Below are 19,084 nucleotides of genomic sequence, written 5' to 3' on the forward strand. Positions count from 1 at the left end.
GGTACGCCGCTATGAATATCCATTCTCTTCATCATTATCTTACAAATTTATCCGAAAGTGAAGAACATTATCGTTCCGGTTATCCCTTTTCCGGCTGGAGCCAGCTCCCAAAAGTACAGATTCATGGCCGGGAAATGTACCGGATGTTCCCTGACAATCTTATTTTTTCATCCATGCACGGAGAAAATCCTGTTTCCAGTCAGAATTTTGATATTCCTGTAGGTCTGCAGGATATCTCAATCAAACGAAATTCCAGATTCAATCCGGTTCCGGAGCATGTCCATTCCCATATCGAAATCAATTATGTTTATTCCGGTACCTGTCCTCAGTACATAGACGGAAAACCTGTCCTTCTGAAAAAAGATCAGGTACTTCTGATTGATACCGACTGCCCTCATTCTATTGACGCTCTGGGCGAAAATGATATCATGATCAGTATGCTGATCCGAAAAGAATTTCTCCGTGACCGTATGTTTTCCCAGTTTTCCAAAGACAGTGTACTCTCCCGTTTTTTTGTCAACGCGCTGACAGAGCAGACAGACCACGACCACTATCTTCTTTTTCATTCAGAAAAAGACCGAAGGATCCCTTTATTTTTCTCAGAACTATTCTGTGAATTTCTGGATCCCTCGGTCAATTCCGGAGATATTATTTTTCATTTATTTTATCTGATCATTGCTGAGCTGATCAATGTATACGAGAACGATCTGGCAAAAGAACAGGAATTTTCAACGGTTATGCCAATTGTTCCGCTGATTCGTTACATCGAGAACAATTTCCGCACCTGCACCCAGGAAAAAGTCGCAGATTTTTTTCACATCAGCCCCAACTATGTTTCCACTCTTCTTAAGAAAAACACAGGCTATACTTACATCCAGTTGATCCAGACCCAGAAGCTGAAATCTGCCGCAACACTTTTAAAAACAACTTCTATGCCAGTAACTGCAATAGCCAACCAGGCAGGCTACGAAAACATCAGCTTTTTTTACAAAAAATTCCAGGAGCGGTATCATTGTTCTCCTAATGAATACCGGTTAAGAACTCCTGTTCTTTAGCCTTACGCCTCCTTTCCCATTTTTTGCAAGCAAAAATCCGCTGCTCTTTTTCCTGCATCTTTGCAGGCAGAACAGCGGATCTTCAGATATCAGGCGGATACATTGGTAATCCGCATTTATTTCACTTAAGCTTCCAGAACTTCTTTCAAAGAGTCTTCAAATATCTCAAGTCCTTTCTCCATCTGCTCATCGGTCATGGTAAGCGGTGCAAGGAAACGTACGACGTTACCTGCTGTTCCACAGTTCTCAAGAAGGAGTCCCTTCTGAATCGCATTCTGGATCAGCTTGGCAGTAAGCTCTGTTGCTGGCTCTTTTGTTTCTTTATTTTTTACAAGCTCGATACCGATCATTGCACCAAGGCCTCGTACATCACCGATTACCGGATATTTCTCCTGAAGCTCTTTGTAGCGTTTCATGACGGTCTCACCGATATGTCTTGCCTTTCCTTCATAATCATCACGTTTCATGATATCCATAACAGCCAGTGCTGCTGCACAGGATACCGGGTTTCCGCAGAAGGTTCCTCCGATGGTTCCTGCAGGTACCGCATCCATGATCTCGACTCTTGCTGTAATTGCGGAGATCGGAAGTCCTGCGCCAAGAGATTTCGCAGTTGTGATAATATCCGGTGCTGCGCCTGCTTCTGCCCAGTACTCAGATGCATAATATTTACCTGTTCTGCAGTTACCACACTGAACCTCATCTGCGATCATCAGAATTCCGTTGTCATCGCAGATCTTGCGGACTGCTTTAACCCACTCGATCGGTGCCGGGATAAATCCACCTTCGCCCTGAAACGGCTCAACGATCATGCAGGCAATCTCACTTGCAGGTGCGCCCTCGTCAAAGATTCTCTGAAGCTCATCAATGTAATACTGGATCGCCTCTTCCTCTGTATATCCTTTTGGTGCACGGTATACATATGGATATGGTGCACGGAAGATTCCTGCCGGGAACGGTCCCATGCCAACTGCATATGCTTTTTTTGCTGTCAGTGCCATGGTCAGGTTTGTTCTTCCATGGAAAGCACCTGTGAAACAGATCACGCCGCTTCTTTTTGTGAAGGCTTTTGCAATCTTGATGGCATTTTCATCACACTCTGCACCGGAGTTTGCGAAGTATGTTTTTTTCACATCTCCTTTACACGGCATGATCTCATTTAATCTTTCAGCCAGTGTTACATAACCGTCATGTACATATACATTGAAAATTGTGTGGAAATATTTTTCAGTCTGTTTTTTTACCGCCTCGATGACTTCCGGATGGGAATATCCGATATTCAGGACGCCAACACCGCCGACCCAGTCAAGGAATTTATTTCCGTCCATATCTTCAAACATGGCTCCTGATCCCTGTTTGATACAGATCGGATATGTTTTTCCGCAAAGTGCTTTCGGGATTGCTGCGTCTCTTCTGTCAAGAAGTTCTTTTGATTTCGGTCCTGGAACCTGCTCTGTTACAATCTCCGGTAATGCGGTTGCTAATTCTGCTGTTGTCATAATATTCTCCTCCTTTATCTGGTCACGGCTTTTCTGCCTGCCAGACTCCTCTCGGAGTTCTCTCCGGAAGCAAAAAAACAGGCGCCGGATGTGTTATCATCCGACGCCTTTGTCGTTTATCTGCTGTGTTATTTTGTTTTTTGATTTAGGTAGATTATAGCATTTTCCGGTACGAAATCAATAGGCCTGGTGTTGTATGTTTTTTGTGCACAGTGCACAATTTCTATTATCTGCGATACCGATATCGCCTGATCAGAAACGCCATCTTCAGCTCCAGGCAGGTATCCAGGTTTTCAAGATCGCATCCCAGGATCTCCCGGATCTTTTTCAACCTGTAATTTAAGGTATTCCTGTGAAGAAACATCTCTTCTGCCGTCTTTTTGGCATTGCAGCTGCAGTTCAGATAATTTTCCAGAGTTTCACTTAAGTTTCCATCGTTCAGTTCATCTGCCTGCAGCAGCTTTCCGATTTTTTCTTCCATATAAGTATCCAGGATTCTGGAATCGTCCACATGGGAAAGTAATGTATAGATTCCCTGATCCCTGTAAAAAAATATCTGCCCCTTCAATCCGGAAACTTCTGCTGCCCGAAGTGCTGAGGAAGCTTCGTTCCGGCTGTCTTTTACCTCATCCAGATACGCCCTACTGTTTCCGGCTCCGATCCGAAGCTCTATTCCATATTCCCGCTGTGTTCGGTCCACGATCCTGGCAAAAATTTCTTTTATATTGCTATCCTCCGCTTCTCTGTCCGGAAGCAGTGCAAGGATGGAGCCTGCCTGTGGAAGGATAAGGATATCCTGTTTTATGTAACTGGAAAACTCAGTACAGATCATACGTTTCACATTCCGTCCGGTTGTCAGGGAATCCTCGTTCTCCCATCCGCTTTCTATATTTCCGGACGCAAACGCAAATTCCGCTACAAAAAAGCTCCCCTCCAGATCAATATTCAGATATCTGGCCTGTGCCATCACACGCTCCCGGCTTAAATGTTCTGCATCCAGAATAGAGGAAAACAGCTGCTCTGCGGCATTTCGGTCATTTTCTTCCAGAACAAGCCTGCGGCAGATGATCTGAGACAGATCGATCAGAGGATATTTCTCCGGAAGCTCAAAAAGAGGCAACGCTTTCTCTTCACAGTATTGCATCAGTTCCTCTGATATCTGGCCTTCATTGATTCCAAGAGCCGTAATTCCATGCCCATACATCTGCCGGATCATCTCCATCAGCTTCCGACTGTCATCCGTAACACTGGGATTGGTCAGAACTACAAATTCGTCTCCGTGGATATAGTTTTCGATCTTATATTCACTTTTTACACATTGCAGACAGTCTGCAAAATAAATCCATCGAACAGATTGCTCCAAACCGTTTTTTCCTGCTTTCAGCTTCAGAACCTCTGTAAGCTCCGGAATCTGCATCATATCTTTACAATTCATAAAGTTCTATTCCTCCCACTGGTGCCTTTTCATATCCACGCATCCATTTGCTTTAAATTCCACACCTTCGTCTTCCAGAAGTTCCCTCTGTTCTCTCCATCCTGGTGCAGTACGGCCTGCATGATTCACAACTCTGTGGCAGGGATATTTCCCATAAAATTCTGCCATGCTTAAAACTTTTCCTACAAGCCTCGAATTTTTATCCCAGCCGATGAGACGTGCAATCTGCCCGTAGGAAGCCACTTTTCCTGCCGGTATTTCTTCCACCACGGATAGTATTTCGTAGATCAGATCCTCATCCAATATTTTTCCCATTGTTGTTCCTCCGAAGCATTTTTTATTTTATATCCACAATTCTTCCCAGGTCAATCTTCGTTCCATCTGTCAGAAAGATTTTCTGGTTGCAGTCGTCAATCTTTTTTATCTGCCCGGTGACGGTTACATAGGAGCCTCCCTCTTTCCGGTCATCCGGCTGGAAATAGATGATGGTGACGGACTCTGTTCTCTCCCTGTCGGCTATCAGCTGCCGGAGTTTTTCATCCAGTTCCTGCTTTTTGTCTTCGGAAAGCTGTACCCAGTTATCGGTGAGTCTGGCTGTTTCCCGGATTGCGTCTTCATAGCCGGTAAGGGCTGCAAAGGGGGAAAACTGTGCAGCTCGGTCATAGAGGGGCATCTGTGGGTGTGTTTTTGAAACATGGTGAGGCAGGTTTATGATGTCCTGGTATTTGCCTTTTGGTTTCTTTTCCATTTATGCTCTGTGACCTCCGATCTGGTTGTTCCGCTCTATGGTTGTGGAACCTTCCTGTAAGCTGCTGCCTTTCAGTATGGCATTTTTTCCGAATTTCTTTTTTACGGAAAGCATAGCTTCTTGGAGCTTTCGCTCTTTTTCCTGTTTTTCTTTTTCTGCTTTCTGTTCTGCCTCTGACACTTCTGATTTAAGGTAATCCGTGAACAGATTCATCTGCTGATATACGGGCTCTGCCGCTGCCAGTTTTTCATCTGTGAGCTGATTGGCTGTGATATAGACACGCCGGATCAGAAGTGTTTTATCCGTGATACGCTCATACAGGTCAAGGACTGCCTTCATGATCGTTGATGTGGATGAGGTTGGATTGTCCAAATTTACAGTTCCGTGACCATGTTTGGGAATTTTTCTTCCATAACGGTCTGTTTTTATTTCGCCCTGATATTTTTTCCTGCCGGAGGAAGATTTCAGATTGTCAATATCGTAGCCTATGGTAAGGACTATCTGACTGGTTACCAGCCTTTTTTCCACAAGCTGAAGAACCAGCATGTCTGTCATTTCACGTACGATCAGTTTCGCCTGTTCAAAATCACTGGGACAGTGCAGTACCTGACCGGAACCGATGCTGTTTGTTTCCGGTTTGTAGGCTTTGATCAGATCCATGGTCACCGGTTCGTATCCCCATGCATGATCAATCAGAAGTTCCGCGTTGATGCCGAATATTTTATAAAGAAGATCTTCATTATAGTAATCACGCACACCGCCCAAAGAGCATCTGGCAATGTCTCCCATCGTGTAAAGTCCTACTTCTTCCAGATTCTTCCTGATTCCTGTGCCTACCCGCCAGAAATCTGTCAGCGGCCTGTGATCCCATAAAAGTTCCCGGTAGGACTGCTCCGTCAGTTCTGCGATACGCACACCATTTTCGTCTGGTGTTACATGTTTGGCCCCGATGTCCATGGCAATCTTACACAGATAAAGATTGGTTCCGATTCCGGCAGTTGCCGTAATCCCGGTCTCTTTCATTACATCGGAGATCATTTTTGCAGCAAACTCTCTGGCTGTCATCTGATACATTCCAAGATAATGGGTGACGTCCATAAACACCTCATCTATAGAATAGACATGCATGTCCTCCGGTGCCAGATAACGGAGGTAAACGTTATAGATCCGGGTGCTGTAGTCCATGTACAACGCCATTCTCGGCGGTGCTGTCACATAGGAAACGGCCAGTTCCGGATGCGCTTTCAGTTCATCCGAAGACCAGGATTCTCCGGTAAAACATCTTCTTGGTGCTTTTGTGACACGTGCCTGATTGACTTCTTTTACACGCTGGACCACTTCAAAAAGTCTCGCTCTTCCTGGTATTCCATAGGCCTTCAAAGAAGGGGAAACTGCCAGGCAGATGGTTTTTTCGGTTCGTTCCCTGTCTGCCACAACAAGATTGGTGGTAAGTGGATTTAAGTTCCGCTCCTGACATTCCACGGAAGCGTAGAATGATTTCAGATCGATGGCTATATAGATATGATCTTCTTTTTTATCCATGGATACACCTCCGGAGTGTTTTCTTTTCTTATTATACCAGAAAATTTGTTCGATTATAGGTCTTTTTCTTATTTTTACATAAAAAACCTCCTCCGGTTTTTATTGCCGGAGGAGGTCTCTATCTGAATTCCCCTCAAAAATACTTTATAATTATATGTTTCCGATTCTGCTTAGAACAGTCCTGTGATCTTACCGCTCTCATCTACGTCAATCTTGGTTGCAGCCGGCACTTTTGGAAGACCTGGCATGGTCATGATCTCACCTGTCAGTGCAACAATAAATCCTGCACCTGCGGAAATCTTAAGATTTCTTACTGTTACCTCGAAATCTGTCGGAGCACCAAGCTTTGTCTGGTCGTCTGTTAAGCTGTACTGGGTCTTAGCTACACAGATCGGGCAGTTGCCAAATCCAAGTGCCTCCAGCTGTTTCGCCTGCTTCTGGGCATTTGCTGTAAGAACCACTTTCTTTCCACCGTAAACCTTCTGTACGATCTGGTTCAGCTTGTCCTCGATGGAGCCTTCCAGTTCATAAGCATATGTGAAATCATTCGGCTCTTCAACAAGACGGATCACTTCCTCAGCAAGCTTGATTCCGCCTTCGCCGCCTTTTGCCCATACCTCGGAAAGTGCTACGTTTACGCCAAGCTCTTTACATTTTGCTTCTACAAAATCAAGCTCTGCCTTGGTATCGGTCGGGAATGCGTTGATAGCTACCACACATGGGAGTTTGTATACATTTTTGATATTGCTTACATGTTTCAGAAGGTTCGGGATACCTTTTTCAAGAGCCTCAAGGTTCTCATTGTTAAGATCTGCTTTTGCAACACCACCGTTGTATTTCAGGGCACGTACAGTTGCTACGATAACAACAGCACTTGGTGTAAGTCCTGCCATACGGCACTTGATATCCAGGAACTTCTCAGCACCAAGGTCAGCACCGAAACCAGCCTCTGTGATGGCATAATCTGCAAGTTTCATAGCCATCTTTGTAGCGGTTACGGAGTTACATCCGTGAGCGATGTTTGCGAATGGTCCGCCATGAACAATGGCTGGAACATGCTCCAGTGTCTGAACAAGGTTTGGTTTCAGGGCATCTTTCAGAAGTGCTGTCATAGCACCCTCTGCATGAAGATCTCCTGCTGTTACCGGTTTCTGCTCGGAAACTTTGCCATAGGTGTATCCGATGATGATTCTGGAAAGTCTCTCTTTCAGGTCTTTGATATCGCTTGCAAGGCAGAGAACTGCCATAATCTCAGATGCAACTGTGATGTCGTATCCGTCTTCACGCGGCATACCGTTTGTTCTTCCGCCAAGTCCGTCTACTACATTACGAAGCTGACGGTCGTTCATATCCACACAACGTCTCCAGGTGATCTTTCTCGGGTCGATGTTCAGCTCATTACCCTGGAAGATATGGTTGTCGATCATTGCAGCAAGAAGGTTGTTTGCCGCACCGATCGCATGGAAATCACCGGTAAAATGAAGGTTGATATCCTCCATAGGAACTACCTGTGCATAGCCGCCGCCTGCTGCACCACCTTTGACACCGAATACCGGTCCAAGGGATGGCTCACGAAGAGCTACCATAACATTTTTTCCAAGTCTCTGCATTCCATCTGCAAGACCTACCGTTGTAGTTGTTTTTCCCTCACCTGCCGGTGTCGGGTTGATAGCTGTCACAAGAATCAGTTTGCCGTCTTTTTTGTCTGTTTCTTTCAGGAGATTATAGTCGATCTTTGCTTTGTATTTACCATACTGCTCCAGATATTTGTCATCAATACCTGCTTTCTCTGCAATCTTGGTAATTGGCTCCATTGTGCACTCCTGTGCAATCTCGATGTCACTTTTGAATCCCATAATGTTCTCCTTTCTCCGCTGCAACCGTCTGCATCTTTTATCCCATAAAAAAGAGCAGTATCTGAATTTTTTCAAATACTGCCCAGACGGTCGACTCATCGAATCTCCGGCTCCCTCGTGGTTATCCCACAACTCCGTCAGTCACCGAAGACTTTATTAATTTGATGATTGAATACTAACATATTTATTAGTACTTGTCAAGAAATTATCAAATTATTTTTTCACTTTTAAAGTGAGCTGAGTCTAATTTTCTGAATCATTCCAGTTTTCCGTACTATTCATCAGATACTGAATGTTATAAGGAAAATTCTATTTTTCGTCAATTAACGTAATTCATGTCTGATCTTTGCCTGCAAAACCACACCGGATTGCCTGTGTCGGACATATCTTTTTACACCTTCCACATCGGATGCACTCTGCACTGTTAGGATCCTCTGTCGGATCAACCTCCATCTGGCAGATATTTCTGCATTTTCCGCAGTGAACACATTTTTCTTTCTCTACTCTGTAACGAAAAACGGAAACTTTATTAAATACCGAATAAAAAGCTCCCAGCGGGCAGATATACTTACAGAATGGCCGGTATATCATAATTGATAAGATAATGGTGATCACCAGGATCGTATTTTTCCACATGTACAGCCAGCCTACTGCACTTCGCATGGATTTGTTCAGCAGCACCAGCGGGATACCTCCCTCCAGCGTTCCTGCCGGGCAGATCAGCTTGCAGAAATATGGTGCTCCCTGGCCCATGATATCTACTACAAACATGGGAAGTAGGATCACAAATACAAGAAAGATCACATATTTCAGTTTTCTCAAAAGCTTGTCTCCCCGAAATGTCCGGATCTTCTTTGGAAAAGGAATCTTGTTCAACAGATCCTGGATCAGTCCAAATGGGCAGAGAAATCCGCACACCAGTCTTCCAAGCAGCGCTCCTACAAAGATCAGAAATCCAGCTACATAATATGCCATCTTGAAGTTCCAGCTTCCGATCACAGCCTGAAGGGAACCAATGGGACAGGCCCCTCTTGCTCCGGGGCAGGAATAACAGTTCAGCCCCGGAACACAGACATTTTTCATTTTTCCGGTATAGATCTTTCCAGTCACAAAGCCTGATATGTGACTGTTTGTAAGGGCCGCCCACAATGCCTGGATCCCATGCCGCGGCCATTCATTTATTTTCATCTTCTTATTATCCAATGCCAATACACTCCATACAGATGTTGATCGCTTTTGTAAAAACTACAGATACCTCACCTCTGCAGATTCCCAGTATCATCAGTAAAATTCCAAAAACTGCCAGAGCAGGTCCGATCCACCTGGATTCTGTTATTTTCCGAATCATTTTTCCACTCTCCATAATAATCATCTTTTACTTTGAAACGTTTTTAAGCTCTTTTTCCACGATTTCCTTCCATTCGTCCAGTGTATGGCTTCCTGTATAGGTATCGCCTACAATATTTCCATCTTTGTCAACAAAAAATGTTTCAGGAAATGCGGAAATCCCCTGCAGACGGCCGTTCATCATAGTAGTATCCGGTATCAGGAACGGATACTCTGCTTTTGTTTTTTCCTGAAGAATGCCAGCTTTTTTTACAGCCTCCTCGTCCTGATTTCCCTTTTCATCTGTAGTATCAAGCACCACACCTGCTACTCCGACGCCTTTCTCTTTCATTTCTTTATAGAGCTCCTGAAGTTCCGGAATCTCTTTTACACATGGTGAGCACCAGGTTGTAAAAACATTTACCAACGTCAGGTCATAGTCACTGAACACTTTTTCTGTATATGTTTTTCCATCTATTCCTGTTGTTTCAAATTTTCCTACAGATTTTACATCCTCCGGGTTGCTGCTGGTATCCTGTGGCTGGTCAAACACGGAAATATTCTGATACGGTGTCATTTCCGTAATATCGGTTTTGATCTTTTCCAGCTCCTTTGTCAGCTTTTCATCTGCATCTTTGTTGGTGCTCAGATAATATTTGTATTTCCCGTCACTGCTGCTTCCAAGCTCTTTATGCTCTGTACAGCCGGTGATCTCATCCAGCTTTTTCTGTGAAGCTTCGTCATAAACGCCAATTGTACCGATTCTGTCCAGACCTGCCACCCAGTCGTCATATCCTGTTCCCATCTTCTGTATTTCGGCATTTTTCTGTTCCTCTGTCATTTTGCTCCAGCTTACGTAGGCATATGTCACTGCATTGGTCTGATTCTCAAAATCTTCCGTAGTAAGCATTGCAATGCTCTGATCCTTGATCTGATTTAACAGCTCCTTCGAAAGTGAAAGCTTCAGTCCCAGAAACGGATATTCATAAGAATCCTGTGCCTTGCAGGTTACGTCGGAAGGCTTAAATGTACCTGCTACCAGATCTGATGAAACTGCCTCTCCATCCACCGCCATTGCCTCTCCGATATCTGCTGTTTCCGTGCTCTCTGCCGCTGTTACCGGCACACTTCCTAATGCAGATATTCCTAATACCGCTGCTGCCATAAGTGCTGTTATTTTCTGTGTTCTCAATTTCATTGTTTATATTCTCCCTTCTGATATCACCGGCCCATATCTGGAACCAGCATATATTTTATATGTAAATTTTGTTCTCTGTAGCCTTACTATATCATCCCCTGTATAAAATCTCTGTTAAGAAACAAAAAAATTTACAGGAATTTTATGCTATACATGATATTATAGATAACAAAGCAAAATCAACTGTTTTTTAGGAGAATTTACTATGCATATATTGATAATCGAAGATGAAAAGCAGCTCTGCCAGTCTATTGCGGAGGGACTTCGTATGGATGGCTATGAAGCGGACACATGTTTTGACGGGGATGAAGGACTGGAATTATGTCTGGTGGAAAATTATGATCTCATCCTTCTTGATCTGAACCTTCCTGGCGTTGATGGTCTGGAAATCCTGCGCCAGTTTCGGAAATCCGATACTTCCACTCCCGTTTTGATCCTCTCTGCCAGAGGACAGATCCAGGACAAGGTAGAAGGGCTTGATCTCGGTGCCAATGACTATCTCACAAAGCCTTTTCATTTTGAAGAGCTGGAGGCACGGATCCGAAGTCTGACACGAAGGAAATTTATCCAGCAGGACGTATGTCTGCAATGCGGACGTATCAGCTTTGATACCCGTACAAGAAAGGCCAGTGTCGATGGACTTCCCCTTTCTCTGACCCGAAAGGAAAGTTCTCTTCTGGAATATTTCCTTCTTCATCAGAACCGTATCATAAGTCCGGAAGAAATGATCGAGCATATCTGGGACGGAAGCGTCAACAGTCTCAGCAATTCCATTCGTGTCCACATTTCTTCTCTTCGAAAAAAGCTGCGCACTGCTCTCGGCTTTGATCCGATACAGAATAAGATCGGCCAGGGTTACATTTTAACGGAGGATGTACAATGAAAAAAATAACCGGAAAGCTATCTCTTCAATGGCGTCTGACACTGATCACCGCACTGCTTATGACAGTCACCTGCATTCTGATGTATTTTTTTATCAGCCAGTCCGCAGTTGCCGGAATGGAGGATCTGGGAGATTACATGATACGGATCGATAACACAGATTCTGCTCCCATCACCTTTAATATGGATCCCTCCGTCTTATTTCCGGAGCTTTCCGATCAGCTGCAGCTGACCAAAAAACTTTTTCTCACCAAAGGACTCATGGTAACAGGGATCATCATCCTTCTCAGCAGTATCTGCACTTATTTTATCAGCCGTCAGGCATTACTTCCGCTTCGCAGACTCAGCCAGGAGGTAAACCAAATAGAGGTCCAGAACCTTTCAGAGGCTCTTGAAGTTCCTGCTACCAATGACGAAATTTCCCGCCTGACAATTTCATTTAACAAAATGCTTGCACGCCTGGATGAGGCCTTTACTGCACAGAAGCAGTTTTCTGCCAATGCAGCCCATGAGCTTAGGACTCCTCTTGCCGTTATCCAGACAAATCTGGAGGTCTTTGCCCGCAGAGAAACACCTGCTTTAAAGGATTATCAGGAGATTTTTTCCATGCTCCAGGAACAGACCGGGCGACTTTCCCATCTGGCTGAAATCCTCCTGGATATGACCGGTGTACAGACTGTTGAACGTTCCGAAAGGATCTCACTGGCAGCACTGACGGATGAGGTTTTCTGCGACCTAGCTTCTGTAGCGGAACAGAAGGATGTTGAACTGATCCAGCAGGAGGGGGACTGCATTATTACCGGAAGCTATCTGCTGCTGTATCGCGCTGTGTACAATCTTGTGGAAAATGCGATCAAATACAATCACTCCGGTGGAAAAGTAACCGTAAATATCCATCCTTCCGAAGAAATAACAGATACATCCACCTCTGTCAATTACGTCTTTCTTGAAGTCTCCGACACCGGAATCGGCATTCCTCCTGAATATCAGGAAAAAATCTTCACCCCGTTCTTCCGTGTAGACAAATCAAGAAGCCGTGCTATGGGAGGTGCCGGCCTGGGGCTTGCACTTGTCAGTGAAATTGTCAGACAGCATAACGGACAGGTAAAAGTACTGGAAAGCAGCAAAAAAGGCAGCATGATTGCAATCATACTGCCAGTCTGAATATGTTTGTATTACATTTACTTTATATGCTCATGAACGCAATCGCTTTGCGATCTGCGTTCAAATCCGAGTATATTTTTTCAACAATACTGTCTGTATCCATTTCGCAGGTAATAGCCTGTTCCCTGAGAACTGAAGAAAAATCTTTTTCTCTCCACCATCTGCGCATATCTTTTTCACCAAATTCTCTGTTTCTTGTATTATGTCGTCTCACGGTTTCTTCAAACGACAGATCAAAATAATATGCGTATACATTTGAACCATATAATTCATTTGCCAGTTCAAACAACGAACGATACCATTCATCATACATGATCCCTTCCAGGATAGAAAATTCGCTGTGTTCCCTTCCGTATCGTAAAAGTTCTGCCATAAGCGGCAAAGCCTTTGTATCTATGCCATCATCAACCCACAGCATATTTCTTCTGACCTCATCCTGTGATATCAGCATTGTATTACGTCCTAGCTTTTTCTGTAATGCTTTCGCTACTGTTGTTTTTCCACTTCCGGAGTTTCCTCTGAGAATGATCAATTTTCCCATGCTTTGGTTTCTCCCTTACTCATCCTTTTTTCTTTTATACTGATAATTTCTGTACAGTAACCGTTTCTTATTGTCTCATATTTCGATACTCCGTAGGTGAAATCCCATAGCAGCTTTTGAATACCTTCGAAAACTGAAACGGATTTGTATATCCCACATCTGATGAGATATCTGATATGGAATATTCTGTGGTTGCCAGCAGGAGCTTTGCCTGATTCATCCTCACTTTACGAAGATATTCCCGTGGTGACTGGTCGTATTCCCGGCGGAACAGTGTGCTGAGATAGTTTGGATGTACATGGAGGATTCCTGCCACATCCTGGATCCGGATATCCCTGCTGTACATGCGGTCCATATAGTTTTTTGCATCTTTTGCCAGATTTTTTTCTTCTTTTGTCAGCTTTTTTATATCACCCTGTGTTTCCAGCAGCCTGGCAAAAAGATGCAGCATTCTGCTGTTTGCTTCCAGAGATGCGGAAAAATTCCGTATGGAGAAAAACTGCTCTCCCGGAAAATCTTCTTCCTGATAAATGGCCACATCCTGAAGTCTTTTATCCATCACTGACAAAATCGACAGGATTTCTTTTTCCAGTTCTTTAGCCGGAAGCGCCAGGTCCAGGATCTCATTTTTTCCAAATAAAAGATCGATAAATTTATTTCCATTGTCTGCATAAAATCCGATCCAGGCATATTTCCAGGGGTTCTGCAGGGAAGCTATGTATTTTCCTTCTATTCCTGCAGGTATAAAAAATGCCTGTCCGGCATGTACATTCAGCATTCTGCCTGAGATCTTTAAACTCCCTTCCCCATGCAGTACAAAATGCAGCAGATGATAAGGCCTGGCCTGAAACTGCCACATATGTCCTTTTTCACATTCCTGGATACCGCAGTGGTTCATCTGCATAACCGACAATTCCCGCTTTGCCCGATCCAGAAAAATATCTTTACTTCCAAGCATGGACTCACCTCCCCCCCCCATAAACGATCTTTAATTCCCGGCACTTTCATATTTTCCCAGTCCACGTTTCAGGCACACTGCCGATAACCACAGCATCCCTATGCAAACAGGAAACAGCAACAGATATCCTGGCAGCATGTCTCTTTTTCCTAACAGAAAGCCCGCCGGATAATAGCTGATATATGCGTAAGGTATGATATATCCAAAGATTCCTTTCAGTAATCCCGGGTATATGATAAGTGGATATTTCGCCATCTCTCCTACAGAAAGGACCAGATAATTTAACGAATTTTTCGGTCCCTGCATCCAGAAGGACATACAGCTTGCCATCCAGATCATGCAAAAACGGATCATAGATGCTGTAAGCAGAGATGCCACAAAATACAGGATTTTTATGATCGTCCAGTTTATTTTACAGTTTTTTATTCCAACTGACAATATTCCCAGTGCTATGATCATTTTATTTAATCCGTCAAAATCAATCCTGGAAGCTACCATCTGCATTCCTGCCGGAAGCGGTCTTACGAGAAACCGGTCGATTTCTGATTTATTTACCATCTGTGCAATTTTCCAGGAACCCTGAAAGAAAAAATTTACCCAACCTTCTGAAAATAACAGATATCCATATAACAATAAAATTTCCCATACAGACCAGCCGCCAACTGTGGGAATATTTGTATAGATAATTCCAATAACAGCCAGATTTGATACCTGGGACAGCAATGTAAAAAATGTCATCATCAGAAAATCCGCTCGATAATACATTAGGGATTTTATATTCATTTCCTGCATCTTCCGGTATATTTTGAAATATTTCCTGTATCTGCCCATCTTTAACCTCCATATAATGCGATAACGGAAGAGGCTTTTTTCCATAAGATGCTTCCGAATGCAAATAATATTACATTCCACACGCTCTGGAACAAAAGTGCTTCCCAGCATTTCTGCCAGCAAAATATTCCATCAAATATGCTGCATGGAATATATACGATCCCGGAAAAAGGCATAACCGTAACAATTTTCTGCAAAAATCCAGGAAACAATGCCAGCGGAACCAAAGCTCCTGAACAGAAATTTGTCAGAACTTCTCTCCCTTTTACAACACCATACGCATTATCTGTATAAAAACAGAACATGGAAAATATATACTGGATGTTAAATTTGATTCCCATTCCCAAAAGTATGGAGAAAAGCAGAAGGAGAACTCGCCACACCTCTATATTCTGCATTCCGTTACACATTACCAGAAAAGTACCGCACCATAAAAATGTGATCAAAAATTCCATTCCTGCTGTTCCCACAGCTTTAAAGAAAGTCAAACTTCGGTAACTCAGCGGTTTTAACAGATCTGTGATTATATTTCCACTGATAATACTGTTGGCCGTCTGCATTTCAAATCCAAAAGAAAATGTACTGTTACATAAAAAAGAAACAATTACATACTTTTTCATGATTTCCCATGTATATCCATTAATCTCCGTATGATATAAAAAAATACTTTTCCATACATAGTAAAAAACTACAACCTGAACAAAATTTGCCAGCAATCCTGTCAGAAAGTTTTCTTTATAAGCAATTCCTTCCAGAAATCCGCCTTTTATCAGTGCCAGATATTTTCTCATATTTGCTCTCCTCAGAAAAACAAAATCAGACGGTTACTTCTTCGTATTTCCATTGAACAGTTCAATAATAATTTCTTCCAATGTTTCTGCTTCCGGATAATTATCAAAAATTTTTGTTATTTCATCATCAAATAAAATTTCTCCTTTTTCCAGAATGATAAGTCTCCGGCACAACCATTCCATATCTTTCAGATCATGGCTCGTCAGCAAAATCGTGGTCTTTTTTTCTTTATTTATGTATTGTAAAAACTGATATACTTTCTGTTTGACTGCCACATCCAGCCCTATTGTTGGTTCATCCAGAAATAAAACCGGCGGATCATGTAAAAGAGCTGCTGCTATATCTGCCCTTACTCGCTGTCCGAGAGACAGCTTTCTTGCCGGCTGGTCTATAAATTCTTCCAGTTCCAGAATTTTCTTAAACAGATTCAGATTTTCTTCATAAACATTGTCCGGGATTTCATAAATACTATGCAGCAGTTCAAAAGAATCTTTTACCGGAATATCCCACCACAGTTGTGTCTTCTGACCAAACACAACGCCTATCTTCCCGGCATTTATGAGCCGTTCCCTGAATGGATCATTTCCCATAACGGAAATCTTTCCCTCTGTCGGTTTCATGATCCCTGTAAGCATTTTAATAGTCGTTGATTTTCCTGCCCCGTTTGCCCCCAGGAAAGCTACGCATTCACCCTGCTGTATTGAAAAAGAAATTCCTTTTACGGCTTCCTTCTCTTTATATTGAGGATGGAATAAGTATTTCACCATTCCGGCAAAGCCTTCCTGTCGCTGTGAGATCTTATATTTTTTGTACAGATTTTTAACCGCTATGCTCTCCATAGGCATTCTTCTTTCTCTGTATTTTGCTCTGTTTCTGCATGACTGGTTACTGTCTATACAATAGCATCGTATATTTTATCCGTACATGTTCGTTGTATAAATCTTTATGTTTATAATATAATTTTTGCATCATAAAAAATCCCCTGAACGCGGATAGATTTCCGTATCCAGGGGAGGCTTTTTCCCATTTGTGTATATTTTATTCTTTATGATACCGCTCAATTATACAGGTATGCTGCTTTGTTTTTCTATCGTAATTGATTCCTGCAAGCAGGAGATTTCCATGATAGTCTTTCAGGGCATCTACATATTGCTTTTCTTTAATTTGTGATATGGCTCCATAAGCATCTTTGTCCCATTTCAGTTCAATGACTGCTGCCGGTTTGTCTGCGTATAACTTTCTTGGGATAAAGCAGATGTCTGCAAATCCTTTTCCTGTTGGCAGTTCCCGGATAATCGTATAATACTCTCTGGCAAAATAAAACGCCAGATTGATGGTACAGCTTAAAGAATTCTCGTCATTATACTGAAGAACCGAAATTTCTCTGTGAGCCTGATTGATTCCCCTCGCCACCGCTTCTCCATCCAGATTCCACAATGCTTCCAGAAGTTTTCTGGATGTCTCAACGGACTGTATCACTTCTTTCCAGTCCATTGTGCTGATGGCATTTATATATTCCTGGGATACCTCTTTATTTGGAATCGTCACCGTCTTATCCGGCCAGTGATAACTTAAGTACCCCAGATGCACCAGAAGTGTCAATACATCATCCTTTCCCTGAAACGTTGTCATATCGTTGGAAAAAGTTCCTGTATTGATCTGAACCTTATCGCCTGCCAACATTCTTATCACTGCATCTTTCAGGCCATCATAATTCATACGGATATAAACTTTCAGGGCTTCATAGGTTTCTGTCTGATTCCAGTAATTGTCAAAAATTCCACTTAACATGGCATCCACCACAGATTTCGGGCTGTACATGGAATACGTCTTCTTTCTTCCATCCTCTATGGCTACCAGCTCATAGCCATCATACCATGCCTGTGCCTCCTGAAAATTCCGTTTATACTGACTGCAGAGGTCTTTTACCTCATCTTCCGTAAATCCGAAAAACTCAGCCATTTCTCTTGGATTGATCATGGAATATTCCGTAAACATATTTAATGCAGAATGTGAACCATATTTTTTCACCGGGAGGATTCCGGTCATATAGGCTAATGCCACATATTCCTGATCCTTCAGCCATACACGCAGAAAATCCAGATATTTTTTCTGTGCTTCCATATTCTGTTTAAATTCACGGAATATACAATCCCATTCATCGATCAGGATCACGAAAGGATGTCTGGTATATGCAAAAACATCCTGCATGGCAAAGACCAGATAATCACTGTCAATATAATCCGGATACTGTATCTTCAGCTCCCTGAGAATACGTTTCTGAAGAAGCTTCAGCATCTCGTCCATGTCCGGTGCAGCACTTAAAAATTCCTGCATGTTGATCCGGATCACATCATACTGGTTCAGATTTTCCCGGAAGCTTTTATCTGTATGGATCCTGAGATCAGAAAACAGTTCTGTACTATCTTCACCTCGGCCATAGTATGCAGCCAACATATTAGCAGCCATGGATTTTCCGAAACGTCGCGGTCTGCTCACGCAGACAAAACGCTGCTCTGTTCCCAGTACTTCATTTGTTTTTGCGATCAACCCGCTTTTATCCACATAAATTTTTGACCGCAGACAGGCTTTAAACATTCCACCGCCCGGATTCAGATAACTTCCCATTCGGTTTCTCTCCCTCTTATCAAAAATGGCCTCACAGTATCCGTTTCTTTCTGAAACTATGATACCATGAAACCATTTTTCTGTAAATCCAGCTGATTCCCTCTCAGTTCTTCTTCCACCCCTCAAAGGCCTTGATCTCCCCAGTGACATCCTCCCCCACCTATAGAGGTGGGGGCTTCCCATCCTCGGCAAGTTTGGTTCTCGTTCGATAGCACTACTGTGTTAAGCATAAGCGAGCTATCCCCGTGTGTCCCACGGTTGTGTTATGTTAATGTCATGCAATTACCAAACGCATTCCCTCATTTCTGATATTTATCGCCGCATTTACATCTCTATCATGATGAGTTCCACATTGCGGGCAATCCCACTCTCTCAGGGCAAGATTTTTCGTTTTTGCATTTTTGTAACCACAAACACAACAGGTCTGACTGCTTGCAAAAAATCTATCCACCTTCACAAGCTTCTTACCCTGTTCCTCCAGTTTGTATTTCAAAAATGTTGTGAACATTCCCCAGCCATTATCTGAAACAGATTTTCCAAAATTCAGCGATCGTGACATTGCTTTCATATCCAGATCTTCTATACATACACAATCATAAGCATTGGCTATCTGCCTTGACTGCTTATGC

19 protein-coding genes and 1 riboswitch are annotated in these 19,084 nt (G+C 43.1%); of the genes, 3 read left to right on the plus strand and 16 right to left on the minus strand.

The genetic code is table 11. The features are described from left to right. Nucleotides 1-11: 11 nt before the first annotated feature. Nucleotides 12-1,055 carry an AraC family transcriptional regulator gene (locus G5B06_RS14555; RefSeq protein WP_173762997.1) on the plus strand — a complete coding sequence of 348 codons (1,044 nt, stop codon included), beginning with the start codon at nucleotides 12-14 and terminating at the stop codon, nucleotides 1,053-1,055. A 125-nt stretch (nucleotides 1,056-1,180) separates the two neighbouring features. On the opposite strand, the gene G5B06_RS14560 is transcribed toward G5B06_RS14555, so the two are convergent. The 9 genes from G5B06_RS14560 to G5B06_RS14600 all read right to left on the minus strand — a co-directional run bounded on the left by G5B06_RS14560 (nucleotide 1,181) and on the right by G5B06_RS14600 (nucleotide 10,659). Next, nucleotides 1,181-2,554: an aspartate aminotransferase family protein gene (locus G5B06_RS14560; RefSeq protein ID WP_173772363.1), complete on the minus strand. Its 1,374-nt coding sequence runs from the start codon at nucleotides 2,552-2,554 to the stop codon at nucleotides 1,181-1,183. A 226-nt stretch (nucleotides 2,555-2,780) separates the two neighbouring features. Further along, on the minus strand, nucleotides 2,781-3,989 hold the full coding sequence (locus G5B06_RS14565) for a PucR family transcriptional regulator (protein ID WP_148444881.1): 1,209 nt from the start codon (nucleotides 3,987-3,989) through the stop codon (nucleotides 2,781-2,783). Between the two features lie 6 nt (nucleotides 3,990-3,995). Beyond that, nucleotides 3,996-4,304, minus strand: a complete 309-nt coding sequence (locus G5B06_RS14570) for an MGMT family protein (protein WP_118071254.1) — start codon at nucleotides 4,302-4,304, stop codon at nucleotides 3,996-3,998. Nucleotides 4,305-4,326: 22 nt separating this feature from the next. Further along, complete coding sequence (locus G5B06_RS14575; protein ID WP_173772365.1) at nucleotides 4,327-4,737, minus strand: hypothetical protein; 411 nt, start codon at nucleotides 4,735-4,737, stop codon at nucleotides 4,327-4,329. Then, entirely contained in the window at nucleotides 4,738-6,279 is a 1,542-nt protein-coding gene (locus G5B06_RS14580; protein WP_173772367.1) for a DNA methylase, read from the minus strand. Nucleotides 6,280-6,449: 170 nt separating this feature from the next. Beyond that, on the minus strand, nucleotides 6,450-8,135 hold the full coding sequence (locus tag G5B06_RS14585) for a formate--tetrahydrofolate ligase (RefSeq protein WP_173763000.1): 1,686 nt from the start codon (nucleotides 8,133-8,135) through the stop codon (nucleotides 6,450-6,452). A gap of 73 nt (nucleotides 8,136-8,208) precedes the next feature. Further along, a riboswitch (ZMP/ZTP riboswitch) is annotated at nucleotides 8,209-8,290 on the minus strand. A gap of 178 nt (nucleotides 8,291-8,468) precedes the next feature. Continuing rightward, nucleotides 8,469-9,323, minus strand: coding sequence for a 4Fe-4S binding protein (locus G5B06_RS14590; RefSeq protein WP_118071279.1), 855 nt, complete (start codon nucleotides 9,321-9,323; stop codon nucleotides 8,469-8,471). Between the two features lie 7 nt (nucleotides 9,324-9,330). Then, a complete protein-coding gene (locus G5B06_RS14595; RefSeq protein ID WP_173739040.1) occupies nucleotides 9,331-9,483 on the minus strand; it encodes a CD1871A family CXXC motif-containing protein in 153 nt (50 codons plus the stop codon). Nucleotides 9,484-9,510: 27 nt separating this feature from the next. Continuing rightward, complete coding sequence (locus G5B06_RS14600; protein WP_118071257.1) at nucleotides 9,511-10,659, minus strand: TlpA family protein disulfide reductase; 1,149 nt, start codon at nucleotides 10,657-10,659, stop codon at nucleotides 9,511-9,513. Nucleotides 10,660-10,864: 205 nt separating this feature from the next. On the opposite strand from G5B06_RS14600, the gene G5B06_RS14605 reads away from it, so the two are divergent. Together G5B06_RS14605 and G5B06_RS14610 are read left to right on the plus strand one after the other, a co-directional pair. Next, on the plus strand, nucleotides 10,865-11,542 hold the full coding sequence (locus G5B06_RS14605; RefSeq protein WP_173763001.1) for a response regulator transcription factor: 678 nt from the start codon (nucleotides 10,865-10,867) through the stop codon (nucleotides 11,540-11,542). Next, nucleotides 11,539-12,705, plus strand: a complete 1,167-nt coding sequence (locus tag G5B06_RS14610; protein ID WP_173763002.1) for a sensor histidine kinase — start codon at nucleotides 11,539-11,541, stop codon at nucleotides 12,703-12,705. Before G5B06_RS14605 ends, G5B06_RS14610 begins: the two co-directional genes overlap by 4 nt. A gap of 22 nt (nucleotides 12,706-12,727) precedes the next feature. Here G5B06_RS14610 and G5B06_RS14615 read toward each other — a convergent pair whose 3' ends face one another. From G5B06_RS14615 to G5B06_RS14645, 7 genes are all read right to left on the minus strand, one after another. Further along, on the minus strand, nucleotides 12,728-13,246 hold the full coding sequence (locus tag G5B06_RS14615; protein ID WP_173763003.1) for a kinase: 519 nt from the start codon (nucleotides 13,244-13,246) through the stop codon (nucleotides 12,728-12,730). A gap of 67 nt (nucleotides 13,247-13,313) precedes the next feature. Then, entirely contained in the window at nucleotides 13,314-14,204 is an 891-nt protein-coding gene (locus tag G5B06_RS14620; RefSeq protein WP_173763004.1) for an AraC family transcriptional regulator, read from the minus strand. Between the two features lie 30 nt (nucleotides 14,205-14,234). After that, nucleotides 14,235-14,945, minus strand: coding sequence for an ABC transporter permease (locus G5B06_RS14625; RefSeq protein WP_173763005.1), 711 nt, complete (start codon nucleotides 14,943-14,945; stop codon nucleotides 14,235-14,237). Nucleotides 14,946-15,037: 92 nt separating this feature from the next. Then, nucleotides 15,038-15,826 (minus strand): ABC transporter permease, encoded by a 789-nt coding sequence (locus G5B06_RS14630; protein ID WP_173753690.1) that lies wholly within the window; start codon nucleotides 15,824-15,826, stop codon nucleotides 15,038-15,040. A 33-nt stretch (nucleotides 15,827-15,859) separates the two neighbouring features. Then, nucleotides 15,860-16,666 (minus strand): ABC transporter ATP-binding protein, encoded by an 807-nt coding sequence (locus G5B06_RS14635; RefSeq protein WP_173763006.1) that lies wholly within the window; start codon nucleotides 16,664-16,666, stop codon nucleotides 15,860-15,862. A gap of 199 nt (nucleotides 16,667-16,865) precedes the next feature. Next, nucleotides 16,866-18,455, minus strand: coding sequence for an AAA family ATPase (locus G5B06_RS14640; RefSeq protein WP_148444889.1), 1,590 nt, complete (start codon nucleotides 18,453-18,455; stop codon nucleotides 16,866-16,868). 274 nt (nucleotides 18,456-18,729) lie between these two features. Next, on the minus strand, nucleotides 18,730-19,084 hold a 355-nt coding region (locus G5B06_RS14645), incomplete at its 5' end, for an RNA-guided endonuclease TnpB family protein (RefSeq protein ID WP_173762680.1).

It is taken from the genome of Blautia luti (assembly GCF_013304735.1).
GTDB lineage: Bacteria > Bacillota > Clostridia > Lachnospirales > Lachnospiraceae > Blautia_A.